Here is a 12,566-nt window from a genome sequence, read left to right as displayed (position 1 = left end):
GCGATTGAGATACAGGACAATTCTGCAGAAGAGGAGGAATGCTGGATGGATCAAGCAGAAGCCAATAAGATGATAGTGCGCCGTTTTCTCGGTGCAGTGGAATCAGGAGATGTTGACACCATTGAAGCGTTACAGGCGCCCGACTGCACCTGGTGGGTGATTGGCGGCGGCGATATAACGCGCGAAACCTATACAGAAGCGGTGAAAGGGATGCTGCTCAATGCTTCTCCCCGCAAAGTGGAAATCATCGGAATTATGGCCGAAGGTGATAGCGTGGCTGTAGAAGTTCGTTCCGAAATGCATTTCGGAGATCGGGTCTATGCCAATGAATATCACGACCTGTTCGTTCTGCGCGATAGGCAGATCATCCATGGCCGGGAATATTTTGACACCAGTAAAGTCGAGGCCTTTTTTGGCCCACAGAAAGGTTGATCGATGAATCAGGAACAGATCATACGCGATTTTTTGGCGCTGTTTCATACGCAGAAGTTGGATGTGACCGCCTTGCGTTCGATGCTGGCGGATGATGCCCGCTATCAACCGGTGGTACCGATAGCCCCTATCCGGCAAGGCGCGGACGCCATTTGCGGGGAGATGGAGCGGCAATATCAACTCTATGACGAGTGCGCTTGTGACATATTGCATGTCGCGGTAACCGGCAGCACCGTGTTTACAGAGCGGGTCGATACCGTGCGTCAGCTTGCCAATGGACAAAAAACCACCACCAATGTCGTCGGTGTGTTTGATCTGGATGCGCAGGGCAAGATTGTCTGGTGGCGTGAATATTGGGATGCGCTCGATTGTGCAGGCCAGTTGGGAATAGATGACAAGGCGATGCGCGCCATAATGGGCGCGTGAAGGAAATGACAATGCAATATGATGTAGTGGTGATGGGTTCTGGTGCCGCAGGCATGACGGCGGCATTGGTCGCGGCCAAGGCGGGGAAGAAAGTTGCGTTACTCGAACGTGCCGGTCATTTTGGTGGAACTACAGCTATTTCGGGCGGTGGTATCTGGATTCCGGGAAGCCCGCAGGCACAAGCGGCAGGCGTGGAAGACAGCGTGGAAACCGCCCGCGATTATGCCCTGGCCGTGGTTGGAAACCGGGCAGAACGGGCATTGATCAACGCCTATTTGGACAATGGCCCAGAAATGGTGGAATGGCTTGAAAGCAACAGCCGAGTCCATTTTCTGCTCTCCCCCCCTTCGAGCGACTGGTATCCTGATGTCGCCGGTGCGGTTGACGATGGCCGGCTGTTGGCTCCTGCCGAATATGACGGACGCAATCTGGATCAGAATTTTGACCGGCTTTCAAAACCGCGCGAGGAATTTAATGCGCCGGGCGGGATGATGATCGATCTGTTCGACTTACCATATATCGCCCGGTTGCCTGCACCCGGCGCGCTTTGGCATATGGCGAAAATCGCCATCCGGTTTGCTATGGACAAGAAAAAACTGGGCCGCGGGTCGCGGCTGACAATGGGCACAGCCCTTGCGGGCCGGTTGCTTCATTCTGTCATCGAAGCAGGTGTCGACTTGTTTGAAAATAGTCCGGTCGAAGAATTGCTGACCGAAGGCGGCAGGGTTGTTGGTGTGCGCGCCAACCTAAAGAGTGTCTCTACCGAAATCAGAGCCGCCGACGGTGTTATACTCGCCTCTGGTGGCTTTTCCGCCAATGCCGAAATGCGAAAGGCCTATATTCCCTTTGCGGAAAAACATGTTTCGATCTTACCTTATGACAATATGGGCGATGGCATTGCGGCGGGTACCTCGGCAGGCGCGGCGATGGGCGCGGAAAATCATGCAAATGCCGTGTGGGCAGTGGCTTCCAAACGCACCCGTGATGACGGATATGTTGAACGCTATGCTCATCTCATTGATATGTCGAAACCGGGCTGTATCGCGGTTGATGCAGCGGGCAAACGCTTTGCCAATGAAGCCAGCGTGCATTTTGTCGAGGCGATGCATGCGACGGGAACAGTGCCCGCGCACATTATCGCCAATGCAAAGTTCGTGAAGAAATACGGCATGGGGCTGGTGTTGCCGGGCGGCGGCAAGATCAAGGAAATGGTCGCCTGCGGCTATATGAAAAGCGGCGCAACTTTAACCGAATTGGCGGGTAAAATCGGAGTAGATGCAGCTGGGCTGAAGGCGAGCGTAGCCAAGGTAAATGCTGATGCCGCCAGTGGTAAAGACAGCGCCTTTGGCAAAGGCGATACGCAAATCGACAGGGAAATTGGCGATCCGAAACACGAACCCAATCCTTGTTTCGGTCCGGTTGGTGACGGGCCTTATTACGCCATTGAGATTTTCCCCGGCGATGGATCAACAACAGTCGGTTTGAAAATTGACGATCAATGCCGTGTTACGGGCGAAAGTGGAGGCCCGATTGCCGGGTTGTGGGCTGCCGGCCTTGATGCTAATTCTATTTGGCAGGGAAAATCTCCCGCCCATGGCTGTAATATAGGTCCGGCGATGGTGACCGGATTTATAGCTGGCAGGAGTATCTCATCATAAAAACGGCAGTCGTGACAGGAGCCAGTTCGGGCATTGGGCTAGTCGTAGCACGCGAACTAGCACGAAGCGGCTGGCGGGTGATTGCGCATGGCCGTAATGCCGGACGCGCCGAAGCCGCGTTGAAAAATATCCGCGCCGCCGCACCGGAAGCCGAAGTGGAAATGATTTTGGCCGACTTGTCGGAAATGGCGAAGGTCCGGAAATTTGCTGCAGATATCGGCGGGCGGACCGATAATATTAATCTGCTCGTCAACAATGCCGGTTTCACACCCGCCGCCAGAGTAGAAACCATCGACGGCATGGAACAATGTTTTGCGGCCAATCATATGGCGCCTTTCCTGCTGACCAATCTGCTGTTGCCTCTGCTCAAAGCTGCGGGACCGGGCGCGCAGATCATCAACACCGCTTCGGTCGCCCACAAGTTCATCAAGGATATGAAATGGGATGATTTGCAGCAGGCCGAGACATTCAATGTCAGCGATGCCTATACACAATCGAAACTTGCCAATATTCTTTTCACCCGAGCACTGGCGCCGCGCATTCAGGCCGATGGCATCCGGGTCAATGCTGTCCATCCCGGGCTGGTGCAGACCAATTTCGACAGCCACGGCGGTATCGTGGTCAAGCTTATGTATCTGCTCAGCAAGCCCTTTTCACTGAGCCCGGAACAGGGAGCCGATACGATATTGTGGCTTGCACAAGGCGGAGCGCCCGAAGCTACAGGGGAGTATTTTGCCAAACGTAAAATCGTCAGCCTGACCCCCGCCGCCAAAAGTGAGGAAGGGGCTGCAAGACTTTGGAAGATAAGCGAGGAATTGCTCGCCGGACTTGATATGTCAGCAAGTCGCGACGGGCATTAGAGTATCTGAATATATTATTTGCCGCACACAGATTATTCATGGCGGCGAGAAGGGTTCTAGTTGCGACTGTCAGTCTTGTCGCTCCGTTCAACCTTCCCGGCGCTTTGCCTCCGCGACCATTTTGAACAGGCCTTCATTATAAGAGGTCAATTTCTCCATCGACAGGTTCCGATAGGGTGTCATTGGGCATAGTGAGTCGACAACATCCCAGAAGGGTTCGATTTTTTCGAGCACTTCATCGACCGGGCCGCATTTGACAAAAGCTTCAACCACTTCGTCACTGACATTGTCGATCACGCCCGAAGGGTCGCCATGTTCGCCTGCCGAAAGTTGGCAGGAACGCGCAAGATCGCCAAACCCCAACGCGTCAAAAAACGGCTCATATTCCTTATAACCAATATAGCCAGCCACGGTTGCGCGGCTGTCCTCAATTGCTTGTTGCTTGTCGTCGTTGATGGCGACCCATGGCCACGCGTTGATCTCGATATCGCTACGCTTGCGGCCGAAACGCGCTAGTTCTGCCTCGATGAACGGCTTTTTCTGCAGCGTGTAGTCGACTGTCCAAAGCGCATGCACCATAAGCCCGTCGGCAATCTCCAAAGTCATGCTCGTAAGCTTGTCTTTAAGCGCCGCAATCCAGATCGGAATTTCCTCCCGCACAGGTGGGGCGGTCATCATCATCTCTGTCCATTCGGCGTTAAAATATTCGCCGTGGATCGGCTCCATGCCCTTGTGGGCATTGGCGTTGATATAACGCACGACCTTCACGACTTCACGCAAATGGGTGAGTAACTTCCGTTTCGGTTCGCCATAAATTCCGGACAACGCACTGTGGAGCGACGTGCCCAGCCCAAGGATGAAACGCCCTTGGCTGATCGTGTCGAGTTCCATCGCGGCAAATGCGGTTTCGGTTGGGCTGCGGGTTCCGGCTACTGCGATGCCGGTCGAGACCTTCAATGTGTCCGTCATCGCTGCGACCGCCGCCATTGGTACAAATGGAGGGCCGTAAATTTGCAATGAAAAACAGCCTTCAAAGCCGACCTGTTCCATCTGCTTGGCCATTCCGCCCATTACGGGGGCAGGGAGGATCGGCATCACGCCCCACCATTTGCGTGCGCCACCAGTTGCATTGGTCAAATTGGTCATGCTTTTTCATATCCTATGATCTTGCTACAATCAGCGCTGACATTGTCACGATATTCGAAGTCGCCCCGCGCCTGTCTTTCGGCAAGCGCTAGCATCAGAACCCGGTATTTCTGTCCGGCTTCGTCTAATGGTGAGTGCAGGTCCTTGCGCGTCTCTGGCCGCATGTAGCGCGGGCTTTGCGGCGAGGTCATATAGCTGTCCTGACGGGAAACCTTGTAACTCGCTTTGGGCATTATGTAACGGAACGGATTGCGTTTCTTCACATTCGAAGTGTTCATCACATAGTCAAGCCGGGTACGGTCGCGCGTTTCGGGCACGCAGGGGTGAAACAATTGAACATTGTCCCCCGGACTGAACCGACCATAGGCGATTGCCGCATGGCTGCGCAGGTAGATACGAATGACCTGACGGACTTGTTGGACATCGTCCCGCACGCCGCCAAACATTTTCATGATCGGCGCGACTGATTTGTTTACACAAGTCCGTACCATAGTGATGGTTTCACTATCGTGGAATACCTCGACCGTTTCCTTGTCCATTTTTTCATCGCCAACGACATCGGCATGCAGAAAATCGGCATGGGTGAGATCGATCAGGTTTTCGAGGCTTAGCGGGGCGCAGCAATCGAACCTTACGGTGCCCAGCATATGTTCTGGCAAGCCGCCTTCTTCGGGTAGATAAGGCAGGCTCGGTATATGTTCAGGCGCAGCATTGGCTGGATTGCCGAACCATCCCCAGACGAAGCCATATTTCTCGATAACCGGATAATGGCCGGTGGCATCGGAATAGTCGCTTTTTGATGCGACGGCTCCCTCTGCCGGGTGAAATTCCGAAGCGATTGCTTTACTGCCTTCACGCCAGAGAAAGAAGGGGTGCGAATAGACCGCGCGCCTTATCGGCTTTTTGGTGACCGCAAAACTATGTGCCAATGGAAACCATGCATCCTTGAGTACGATGTCATGGGGTACCCATGAATTAACCTTGGCGGCAAATTCCCTTGGGTCAGAACTGATGGGATCTTCATTATCAGGGCTCTGGGGTGTGTCTTGAATGTCGAGCATGGTCATTTCCTCTGATTGTTCGGAACTACGGTCAGGCCGCAGCATCCTGACGTTCGGTTCGTCCGGCGATTTCCTGACGTAGTTCCGCCGCATGGATTGATGCCGAAGGTTTCAACTCTCGCAAAGCCGCGCCATCAACATGCGAATAGATTTGCAAAGGAGTTCCCAGACCCATTGTTTTCGCCATCAGTCCAGGACGCCTTGGTTCCAGTTTTGCGCGCCAGCGGACTTGCGTGACCCCTCTTGCGGCAGGGACCGGGGCAAGTATTGCGCTTAGCAACGGATTAAACTGGTCATCGCGCAGCAGCAGTTCGCTTTCACCGGAAGCCGCGTCGGTCGAAATCCTCAAGGTAATTGGAAAATCTGAGGAAAAAGGCGCTGGCCAATGCGGAGAGGCCCATTGACAGGATCGTTCCAACACCAAGCGTCCATCCTGTTCGGATAATTCGGTCATCAAATAGGGCGTGAAACGCACACCCCGAATATTGATGAGCAATGCAGGGTTGTCGAACAGCGCGTTGATATAATGTTCATGGCCCAGTGCGACATTCTCGCTGCCCGACAATGGTAGAATTTCGTCCCGTGGGGCAGATGGCTGAGCCTTTGGATCGAGGCAGACGCGTATAAACCCGCTGCTTTCGGATACCGTAAAAGCTTGTGCACGATATAATTTCGGGAATTTCTGATTGTTCTTTAGGTTTGGGATATCCTCAAGGTGGCCGGTGGCACCGTCATATGTCCAGCCATGATAGCCGCACTGGATCATGCCGTTGCCCAGCACGCAGCCCAGAGAGAGCGGCGCGCGGCGATGGGGGCAGCGATCTTCTAACGCTCGGACTACTCCTACGTTGTCGCGCCACAGCACGACTGGTTGGTCGCCAATATCTACATTGACGGGTTTTTCGCTATTTATTTCTTCAGAGCGGGCAACCGCCCACCAAATTGGTTCCGTCATACGCGACTCGTAACCTTCCCATCCTCTAGTTGACAATTAAATTGACAGGTGACAATTTAATTGTCAACTAACATCTATGAACTATTCTGAAGCCTCGCTAGATTTAAAGCGTTCCGAAAAAGGTAAGCTTGACCAAACCAATGAAAGAAAGCGGGGGCGTCCGCGGGCCGATACAAATGCATCAATTGATGAGGCGCGGCTACTGGAGGTTGCCTTCTCCATGTTCGCAGCGCATGGATATGAAGCATCCACGATGCGGGCAATGGCGCGCGAATTGGATGTCAGCCACAATCTTCTTAATGTTCGCTTCGGTCGCAAATCGGATTTATGGAAGGCTGCGGTAGATTGGCGCTTGGCCGAAGCGGCGCGCGGCGTTGAACCGGCTTTCACAGAACGGGATGAGCCGGAAGGCAGGTTGCGTGATTTGGTTCATCGTTTCTGTCACTGGGCGATCATAAACTCTGACATTGTCGCGATCAGTTACCAAGAGGGGCAGCAGGATAGCTGGCGACTGGATTATCTCGCAAAGCATTTTATTCTGCCTTTTCAAATACGTTTACAGCAATTGCTTGCCGATGTTGCTTTGGAGCGACAATTGACGCCGATAGGATCGGGTGGGTTACTCGCGCTTTTGGTCCATGGTGTCGGCTCTTATTTTGCACTTAGGCCGCTGCAAGAAAAATTGTTGCCTGATCAATCCACGGTCGAAGCATCGTCGATTGATCAGGAGGCGGATGCTATGGCCGAATTTTTGTTGATGGGATTGTTTGCTGGCAAGTAGAAGCAGCAAATAGTGATGGTATACCCAAGTCCCGTGGAAGGACAGGAAGACAGAATTGTGAATTTTGTCTTCCGTTTCAGACGGACCAGATATTCCGAGTGAAGTTCGCTGAATTATGGATAAAATAGATCGGCGATACGCTGTCGATATTGGGCGGCCTTGTCAGGTTCGATTCCGAATTGCGGCACAACCGGGGTGAATGAATCGGCAAACTCCATCCGCTCAACTACTTGGGATCGAACGTCATCGGCAGATCCCAATATTGTTATAGCAGTGACCATTTCGTCGGGACAGGATTTCGCCATTGCGACATAATCCTGAGCGGCGAAGGCGGCTTGTATCGCTTTGGCTTCCTTCCCAAATCCTATGGCTTCGAAATAGCGAAGATATTGCGGGGATTGGGTATAGAAAGCGATATTGGCGCGCGCATCATTTATAGCCTCTGCACGGTTGTCGTTGATGACCGTAAACATCATCAGGTTCAGATCCAATTCTGACCGTTTACGCCCCGCATTGTCGAGGCTAAGTTGTAGATGCGTGCTAACTTTGTTGCGGATCCAATTGGTGGTCCAAAGCGGATGACCAAGCAAACCGTCAGCAATGGCGCCTGCCTGTTCGCATGCTTTTTCAAAGATGGCGGGTAGGTAGATCGGGATAGCGGATCTCCGGGCTGGACGGATCAGCCGAAAATGGGACAGATCAAGCGTCGTATATTCACCGTCAAGTTGCCCGAGTTCACCGCTATGGCCTTCTTCGACCACTGCTCGTACTTGCGCCACAACTTCTCTCATATGGGCAAGCGGCTTGCCATATGTCATGCCAAAACTGCCTTCGATCTGGCTTTGGGCGCTAGAACCGAGTCCTAATACGGTGCGCCCGTCACTGATATGATCCAGATCGATTGCGCTACAAGCCGTTTCAAGTGGGCTCCGGGTAAAGGCCAGCGCAATACCGGTGCCGAGCTTAATGCGTGTGGTGACGGCTGCTGCTGCCGCCAATGTTGTAAACGGTGCACCAAATATCTGCGGTGCCCAGACGCCTTCGACGCCAGCTGCTTCAAGGCGTTGGACCAATGGCACGAGCTCCTTGGCCGGGAGCACCGGCAGTTCGGCCCAAACCGGCTTGTTTGCGAGCATCACCCAAAACCTTTGGCGGTATCAAAATAGTCACGCCACGCTAAGATTCTTGGCCCGTCCATTTCGAACACACCCATGAGTTTTATCGAGACAATCTGCTTGCCGTCCTTGTCATAAAAATTATCGGTGCGCTCGGTCAGCACGACATTGCCGTTGGCCGAGGCGTGATGAACAATCACTTCGCCGCTTTCAATGGGGAGCATTTCTGCAAAATTATCCATAAAGGCTTTTGCTTCCGCAAAACCAGTTGTTTTGGACATGCCGACATTTTCCCAGATGGTCTCGTCGGTAAACCGTTTTTCCATCGATGAAAGCATATCGCCCAGCGTTGGTTTCCATTCGTCAAAAAAGGCGAGAACTTCTGAAAGAGGGGTGCCCATGATCAGTCCTCCTCGGCAATTGTAACTGTCATGCCATCAAGGTCTTTCGTTATATTGATTTGGCAGGCCAAACGCGAATTTTCATCACGATGGTCGGAACTGTCGAGCAGATCGCTTTCATCTTCAGTCATTTCCGGTAAGTTGCTGGAAAAGGCTGGATCAACATGAACATGGCAGGTCGCGCAAGAACAGCAGCCACCGCAAAGGGCGAGCAATTCATCAAATCCATGGTCACGAATGACTTCCATCAGTGATAGGCCGTCTGCGGCCTCCACAGCTTTACTGGTTCCAGCACGATCAATCACATTTATTGTTGGCATAATTTTCTCCGTAATTTGTAAGAAGTTCGATATCTTCGCTGATAGGATCAGGAGAAAATTCCCGCATATATTTGAAAAGCGGCATCATTGCCTTCCGCCGTTCCCAGCTTGCTTGGGCCAGCTTCCCGCCAGAGTTGGCATTATCCATAATAGGGTATGACCGACCGGTGAAAGGGATATATCTTCGCGCATGTCGGCTATTTCGAATATTTTGCCCTTGGTCGCAGAATGCGCCATTGGTCTCGCTCCATTTTGCGTCTGTTTCTTCAACCGTGGTTAGAAGAGTAGAAATTCAAACCTTGCCCTACCTAAAGATATGGGGGGCAGCGCTTTGAAGGGCGTAGCTAGAAGATCGCAGAAAAATCCATGGAGATAATTTTAACGTGGCCAAGGCCGAAAATCTGTTTGATCTGCACGGCAAGGTAGTACTGGTGGCAGGCGCTAATGTTGGCTTAGTTTTTGGATCCGCCGAAGGTTTAGCTTGCGCTGGCAGTGATGCCATTTCCAGATACCCAGAGGACTGAATGACTGAACCGATCACCCACCTGAATTTTCGCGATCTTGGCGGCCTTCCGGCCGGGCAAGGAGTGACTGCTTCTGGCAAACTCTTTCGTAGCGAAGGTCCACGCAATTTTACCGCAACTCAGATTGAGGAATTACAGGCATTCCAAATCCGGACGATCATTGATCTTCGTTCCGGGCAAGAGCGTGAAGAGGTGCCCCACCAATGGCATCAGCCGAGTTGCCAATGGCTTGGCTTAGAAGTCGACGCGGACCTGCGGGTTTTTGGCCCCGAAGGGCGAGAGCGATTAATGCAAGGTACGGACCCCGAGATCGCCGTCGAGACGATGAAGGATACCTATCGTTCCATTCCAGGTTCGCTTGCATGTCATTGGCCGGCGATCGTGGAAACTCTTGTGATCGATCGTGTGCCAGCTTTGATCAATTGTACGGCCGGCAAAGATCGCACGGGGGTTGCGGTTGCTCTCCTCCTAGAATCCGTGGGCGTCTCCCGCGAAAACATTTTGCAGGATTATCTGAAATCTAGCGTGTTCGGCGAAAATATGGTGCGGGCGGGTACTATCGAAGCCGGTTTCATGAACAGTTACGGCTTCCTGCCAAGCCCCGGTCAAATTGATGCGCTTGTCGGCGTGCACGCCGACTATCTGGAAGCAGCCTGGACCGAGGTAGATAAGCAATGGAACGGGCTGGATAACTATTTTGAAGATGCGGGCGTGGACCAAAATATGCGTGAGGCAATTTGTGCGATGCTAATCGAATGAAATTGAACAGATGAATGAAGGGATTATTATAATGAAGACAGGTGGAGTGATTGGATTAGGCGGGATTGGTGGCGGTGTTGCACAATGCCTGCAACGCTCGGGTCAATTGGCGGCGGTTTATGATGTTCGCCCTGAGGCAGCAGAGCAGATTCCAGGTGGACCGGCTGTATCGACCAACCCCCGCGAACTGTCCGCAATATCGGATTGCGTGCTTATTGCCGTCTTGAATGGTGAGCAGACGATTGCGGTATTGTCTGGTCCCGACGGCGTACTTGCAGCGAGCAAGCCAGGACAGACGGTGATCCTGTTGTCGACCATTTCGATGACGGACCTCGCCACTTCGCAAAAATTATGCGCTGATGCGGGTGTGACATTGATTGATTGCGGCGTCACCAATGGCCCCAAGTCAGCCGAGAACGGCTTGATCTGTCTGGCCGGTGGCAGTGATGCGGACATGGCAGCGGCAAAACCAATTTTTGATGGATTTGCCGGTTCAGTGATCCATATGGGTGGTCCAGGCACGGGGATGGCGGCCAAAATCGCGCGTAATACGACCTTTTTCGGTTGTATAAGAGCGGGCTATGAAGGTGCCGTTATCGCGCGCAATTACGGCGTCGATCTGGAGCAGATGCGGATGGCCCTAGCTGGTGATCCCAATGCTGGTGGGGGCCTTGAAGGCGCACTTTCAATGGCGTTACGGCCCGACGCGGCAGGCAACGAGCAGGAAACCGGGGTCCGCAACTATTTCATGAATTTGATGGTCAAGGATCTTGAAGTTGCCATCGAAGAGGCTGCAAAATTTGGTGCGCGCTTGCCGATGGTTGAAATGATCCGTGACAATGCTTTGTCTACATCGGGCCTTGAATATCCGATGGGTCAGCCGCTTTAATTTTTATTTATAAAGGACTTAATCATGAACGACGAGCAGTGGAAAAAAGGGCTGGACGTGTTTGACGCTGTCTACGGACCGGGCGCATCGGAAATGGTCAAACCGTTTAAGGATACACCGTTTAATCAGGAAATTGTGGGCAATCAATTTGCCAATACATGGGGCAATGATGCCTTCTCGATCCGTGACAAACGGCTAATGGTGCTCGGAGCAACGGCTATGCTGGGGCGGCAGGATCTCGTTGAAATTCAAATGACCGGCGCGCTGGTGAACGAGGAATTCACTGACGAACAGTTGGAACAAATCCCGGTCTTTTTGCTGTTTTATGCCGGTGCGGGCAACACTACTGCGGTATTTCGGGGTATTGAGGCGGCAAAAGCGCGTGTCGCGGAAATGAAAAAGGCGAAATAGGGGATGCGCGAGCTCATAAGAGAACCCCTCGATAGCGTCGCTTTCAGCGCCAAATATGGTCCTTGGGCCGTTATTGCCGGGGCTTCAGAAGGTACGGGCGAATGCTATGCCCGCGAATTGGCTGCAATGGGAATCAATCTGGTCCTCGTCTCCCGCCGCCTCCCTGCGCTTAAAGCTTTGGGTGAGAAGTTGAAGGCTGCGCACGGCATTGAATATCGCGCTGTAGCTCAAGACCTGACCGAGCAAGATGCCGGTTTGCGTATTGTCGAAGCGGCAGATAGGCTTGATGTCGGGCTCTATATTTCCAATGCCGGCGCGGACGGTTTTGGCAGTTTCTTCGAGGATAGCACCGATGCCGCTCATCGGCTGGTGCGGATGAATATCTCTACGTTGATCGATGCAACCAATGGATTCGGCAAGGCTTTTCTTGAGCGAGGAAAGGGCGGGATCATAGTCATGGCATCCGGGGCAGGGTTGGGCGGACAACCCAATCTTGTGATGTATTCGGCGACCAAGGCGTTTGAACTTAATTTCGCGGAATCCTTATGGGCAGAATATCATGAGCGCGGGGTTGACGTGATAGCGATTGCCGCTCCGATTATGCGAACACCTATGCTGCTGCGCACCGTGCCGGAAGGCTTCGATGTATCCGATGTTTATGACCCGGCCGATGTCACCCATAATGCGCTAGCCGGTTTGCTGGCGGGCGAACCAATTCAGATCGTGCCAGACGGCCCGGGACAAGAAAAGCTGCCGCAAGTTCTGGCAGACCGCAAGGATCGATTGGCCGGCTTTGTCGAATTCAACAAGACTTTTACCGGAGGATGA

16 protein-coding genes are annotated in these 12,566 nt (G+C 52.9%); 9 read left to right on the top strand and 7 right to left on the bottom strand.

From position 1 onward, the window contains the following. The first annotated feature begins 45 nt into the window (after positions 1-45). From V7676_RS13940 to V7676_RS13925, 4 genes are read left to right on the top strand one after another with little or no spacing between them, the layout of a single operon-like run. Positions 46-432 (top strand): nuclear transport factor 2 family protein, encoded by a 387-nt coding sequence (locus tag V7676_RS13940; RefSeq protein WP_335660315.1) that lies wholly within the window; start codon positions 46-48, stop codon positions 430-432. Between the two features lie 3 nt (positions 433-435). After that, positions 436-858, top strand: a complete 423-nt coding sequence (locus tag V7676_RS13935; protein ID WP_335660314.1) for a limonene-1,2-epoxide hydrolase family protein — start codon at positions 436-438, stop codon at positions 856-858. Between the two features lie 11 nt (positions 859-869). Then, positions 870-2,516 (top strand): FAD-dependent oxidoreductase, encoded by a 1,647-nt coding sequence (locus V7676_RS13930; RefSeq protein WP_335660313.1) that lies wholly within the window; start codon positions 870-872, stop codon positions 2,514-2,516. Between the two features lie 11 nt (positions 2,517-2,527). Next, positions 2,528-3,376 carry an SDR family NAD(P)-dependent oxidoreductase gene (locus V7676_RS13925; RefSeq protein WP_335660312.1) on the top strand — a complete coding sequence of 283 codons (849 nt, stop codon included), beginning with the start codon at positions 2,528-2,530 and terminating at the stop codon, positions 3,374-3,376. Between the two features lie 87 nt (positions 3,377-3,463). Here the strand turns inward: V7676_RS13925 and V7676_RS13920 are convergent, their stop codons facing one another. Genes V7676_RS13920 through V7676_RS13910 form a run of 3 tightly spaced genes read right to left on the bottom strand, consistent with a single transcriptional unit; the run spans position 3,464 to position 6,538 of the window. Continuing rightward, complete coding sequence (locus V7676_RS13920) at positions 3,464-4,522, bottom strand: LLM class flavin-dependent oxidoreductase (RefSeq protein ID WP_335660311.1); 1,059 nt, start codon at positions 4,520-4,522, stop codon at positions 3,464-3,466. Next, entirely contained in the window at positions 4,519-5,583 is a 1,065-nt protein-coding gene (locus tag V7676_RS13915) for an oxygenase (RefSeq protein ID WP_335660310.1), read from the bottom strand. Before V7676_RS13915 ends, V7676_RS13920 begins: the two co-directional genes overlap by 4 nt. Before the next feature lie 31 nt (positions 5,584-5,614). After that, positions 5,615-6,538 carry a Rieske (2Fe-2S) protein gene (locus V7676_RS13910; protein WP_335660309.1) on the bottom strand — a complete coding sequence of 308 codons (924 nt, stop codon included), beginning with the start codon at positions 6,536-6,538 and terminating at the stop codon, positions 5,615-5,617. A 76-nt stretch (positions 6,539-6,614) separates the two neighbouring features. Between V7676_RS13910 and V7676_RS13905 the strand changes: the two genes are divergently transcribed. Beyond that, a complete protein-coding gene (locus V7676_RS13905; RefSeq protein WP_335660308.1) occupies positions 6,615-7,319 on the top strand; it encodes a TetR/AcrR family transcriptional regulator in 705 nt (234 codons plus the stop codon). A 113-nt stretch (positions 7,320-7,432) separates the two neighbouring features. On the opposite strand, the gene V7676_RS13900 is transcribed toward V7676_RS13905, so the two are convergent. From V7676_RS13900 to V7676_RS13885, 4 genes are all read right to left on the bottom strand, one after another. Beyond that, positions 7,433-8,455, bottom strand: coding sequence for an LLM class flavin-dependent oxidoreductase (locus tag V7676_RS13900; RefSeq protein ID WP_335660307.1), 1,023 nt, complete (start codon positions 8,453-8,455; stop codon positions 7,433-7,435). Further along, complete coding sequence (locus V7676_RS13895; protein ID WP_335660306.1) at positions 8,455-8,835, bottom strand: limonene-1,2-epoxide hydrolase family protein; 381 nt, start codon at positions 8,833-8,835, stop codon at positions 8,455-8,457. The genes V7676_RS13900 and V7676_RS13895 overlap by 1 nt, the downstream gene beginning before the upstream one ends. Positions 8,836-8,837: 2 nt before the next feature. Continuing rightward, positions 8,838-9,155, bottom strand: coding sequence for a 2Fe-2S iron-sulfur cluster-binding protein (locus V7676_RS13890; protein ID WP_335660305.1), 318 nt, complete (start codon positions 9,153-9,155; stop codon positions 8,838-8,840). An 84-nt stretch (positions 9,156-9,239) separates the two neighbouring features. Then, positions 9,240-9,392: a hypothetical protein gene (locus V7676_RS13885; RefSeq protein ID WP_335660304.1), complete on the bottom strand. Its 153-nt coding sequence runs from the start codon at positions 9,390-9,392 to the stop codon at positions 9,240-9,242. A gap of 287 nt (positions 9,393-9,679) precedes the next feature. Between V7676_RS13885 and V7676_RS13880 the strand changes: the two genes are divergently transcribed. Genes V7676_RS13880 through V7676_RS13865 form a run of 4 tightly spaced genes read left to right on the top strand, consistent with a single transcriptional unit; the run spans position 9,680 to position 12,566 of the window. Continuing rightward, positions 9,680-10,438, top strand: a complete 759-nt coding sequence (locus tag V7676_RS13880; protein ID WP_335660303.1) for a tyrosine-protein phosphatase — start codon at positions 9,680-9,682, stop codon at positions 10,436-10,438. 31 nt (positions 10,439-10,469) lie between these two features. Next, positions 10,470-11,327 (top strand): NAD(P)-dependent oxidoreductase, encoded by an 858-nt coding sequence (locus V7676_RS13875; protein WP_335660302.1) that lies wholly within the window; start codon positions 10,470-10,472, stop codon positions 11,325-11,327. A gap of 24 nt (positions 11,328-11,351) precedes the next feature. Further along, a complete protein-coding gene (locus V7676_RS13870; protein ID WP_335660301.1) occupies positions 11,352-11,738 on the top strand; it encodes a carboxymuconolactone decarboxylase family protein in 387 nt (128 codons plus the stop codon). Between the two features lie 3 nt (positions 11,739-11,741). Then, positions 11,742-12,566 carry an SDR family NAD(P)-dependent oxidoreductase gene (locus tag V7676_RS13865; RefSeq protein ID WP_335660300.1) on the top strand — a complete coding sequence of 275 codons (825 nt, stop codon included), beginning with the start codon at positions 11,742-11,744 and terminating at the stop codon, positions 12,564-12,566.

The organism is Parasphingorhabdus sp. (genome assembly GCF_036963805.1).
In the GTDB taxonomy this organism is placed as follows: Bacteria; Pseudomonadota; Alphaproteobacteria; order Sphingomonadales; family Sphingomonadaceae; genus Parasphingorhabdus.
This window is presented reverse-complemented; position numbering and strand designations above follow the sequence as displayed.

Excerpts from the sequence above, each read along its gene's own strand:
- V7676_RS13915 (WP_335660310.1), bottom strand. The coding sequence starts at position 5,583 with ATGCTCGACATTCAAGACACACCCCAGAGCCCTGATAATGAAGATCCC.
- V7676_RS13900 (WP_335660307.1), bottom strand. The coding sequence starts at position 8,455 with ATGCTCGCAAACAAGCCGGTTTGGGCCGAACTGCCGGTGCTCCCGGCC.
- V7676_RS13875 (WP_335660302.1), top strand. The coding sequence starts at position 10,470 with ATGAAGACAGGTGGAGTGATTGGATTAGGCGGGATTGGTGGCGGTGTT.
- V7676_RS13865 (WP_335660300.1), top strand. The coding sequence starts at position 11,742 with ATGCGCGAGCTCATAAGAGAACCCCTCGATAGCGTCGCTTTCAGCGCC.
- V7676_RS13920 (WP_335660311.1), bottom strand. The coding sequence starts at position 4,522 with ATGACCAATTTGACCAATGCAACTGGTGGCGCACGCAAATGGTGGGGC.
- V7676_RS13885 (WP_335660304.1), bottom strand. The coding sequence starts at position 9,392 with ATGGCGCATTCTGCGACCAAGGGCAAAATATTCGAAATAGCCGACATG.
- V7676_RS13935 (WP_335660314.1), top strand. The coding sequence starts at position 436 with ATGAATCAGGAACAGATCATACGCGATTTTTTGGCGCTGTTTCATACG.
- V7676_RS13905 (WP_335660308.1), top strand. The coding sequence starts at position 6,615 with ATGAACTATTCTGAAGCCTCGCTAGATTTAAAGCGTTCCGAAAAAGGT.
- V7676_RS13930 (WP_335660313.1), top strand. The coding sequence starts at position 870 with ATGCAATATGATGTAGTGGTGATGGGTTCTGGTGCCGCAGGCATGACG.
- V7676_RS13880 (WP_335660303.1), top strand. The coding sequence starts at position 9,680 with ATGACTGAACCGATCACCCACCTGAATTTTCGCGATCTTGGCGGCCTT.
- V7676_RS13870 (WP_335660301.1), top strand. The coding sequence starts at position 11,352 with ATGAACGACGAGCAGTGGAAAAAAGGGCTGGACGTGTTTGACGCTGTC.
- V7676_RS13910 (WP_335660309.1), bottom strand. The coding sequence starts at position 6,538 with ATGACGGAACCAATTTGGTGGGCGGTTGCCCGCTCTGAAGAAATAAAT.
- V7676_RS13895 (WP_335660306.1), bottom strand. The coding sequence starts at position 8,835 with ATGGGCACCCCTCTTTCAGAAGTTCTCGCCTTTTTTGACGAATGGAAA.
- V7676_RS13940 (WP_335660315.1), top strand. The coding sequence starts at position 46 with ATGGATCAAGCAGAAGCCAATAAGATGATAGTGCGCCGTTTTCTCGGT.
- V7676_RS13890 (WP_335660305.1), bottom strand. The coding sequence starts at position 9,155 with ATGCCAACAATAAATGTGATTGATCGTGCTGGAACCAGTAAAGCTGTG.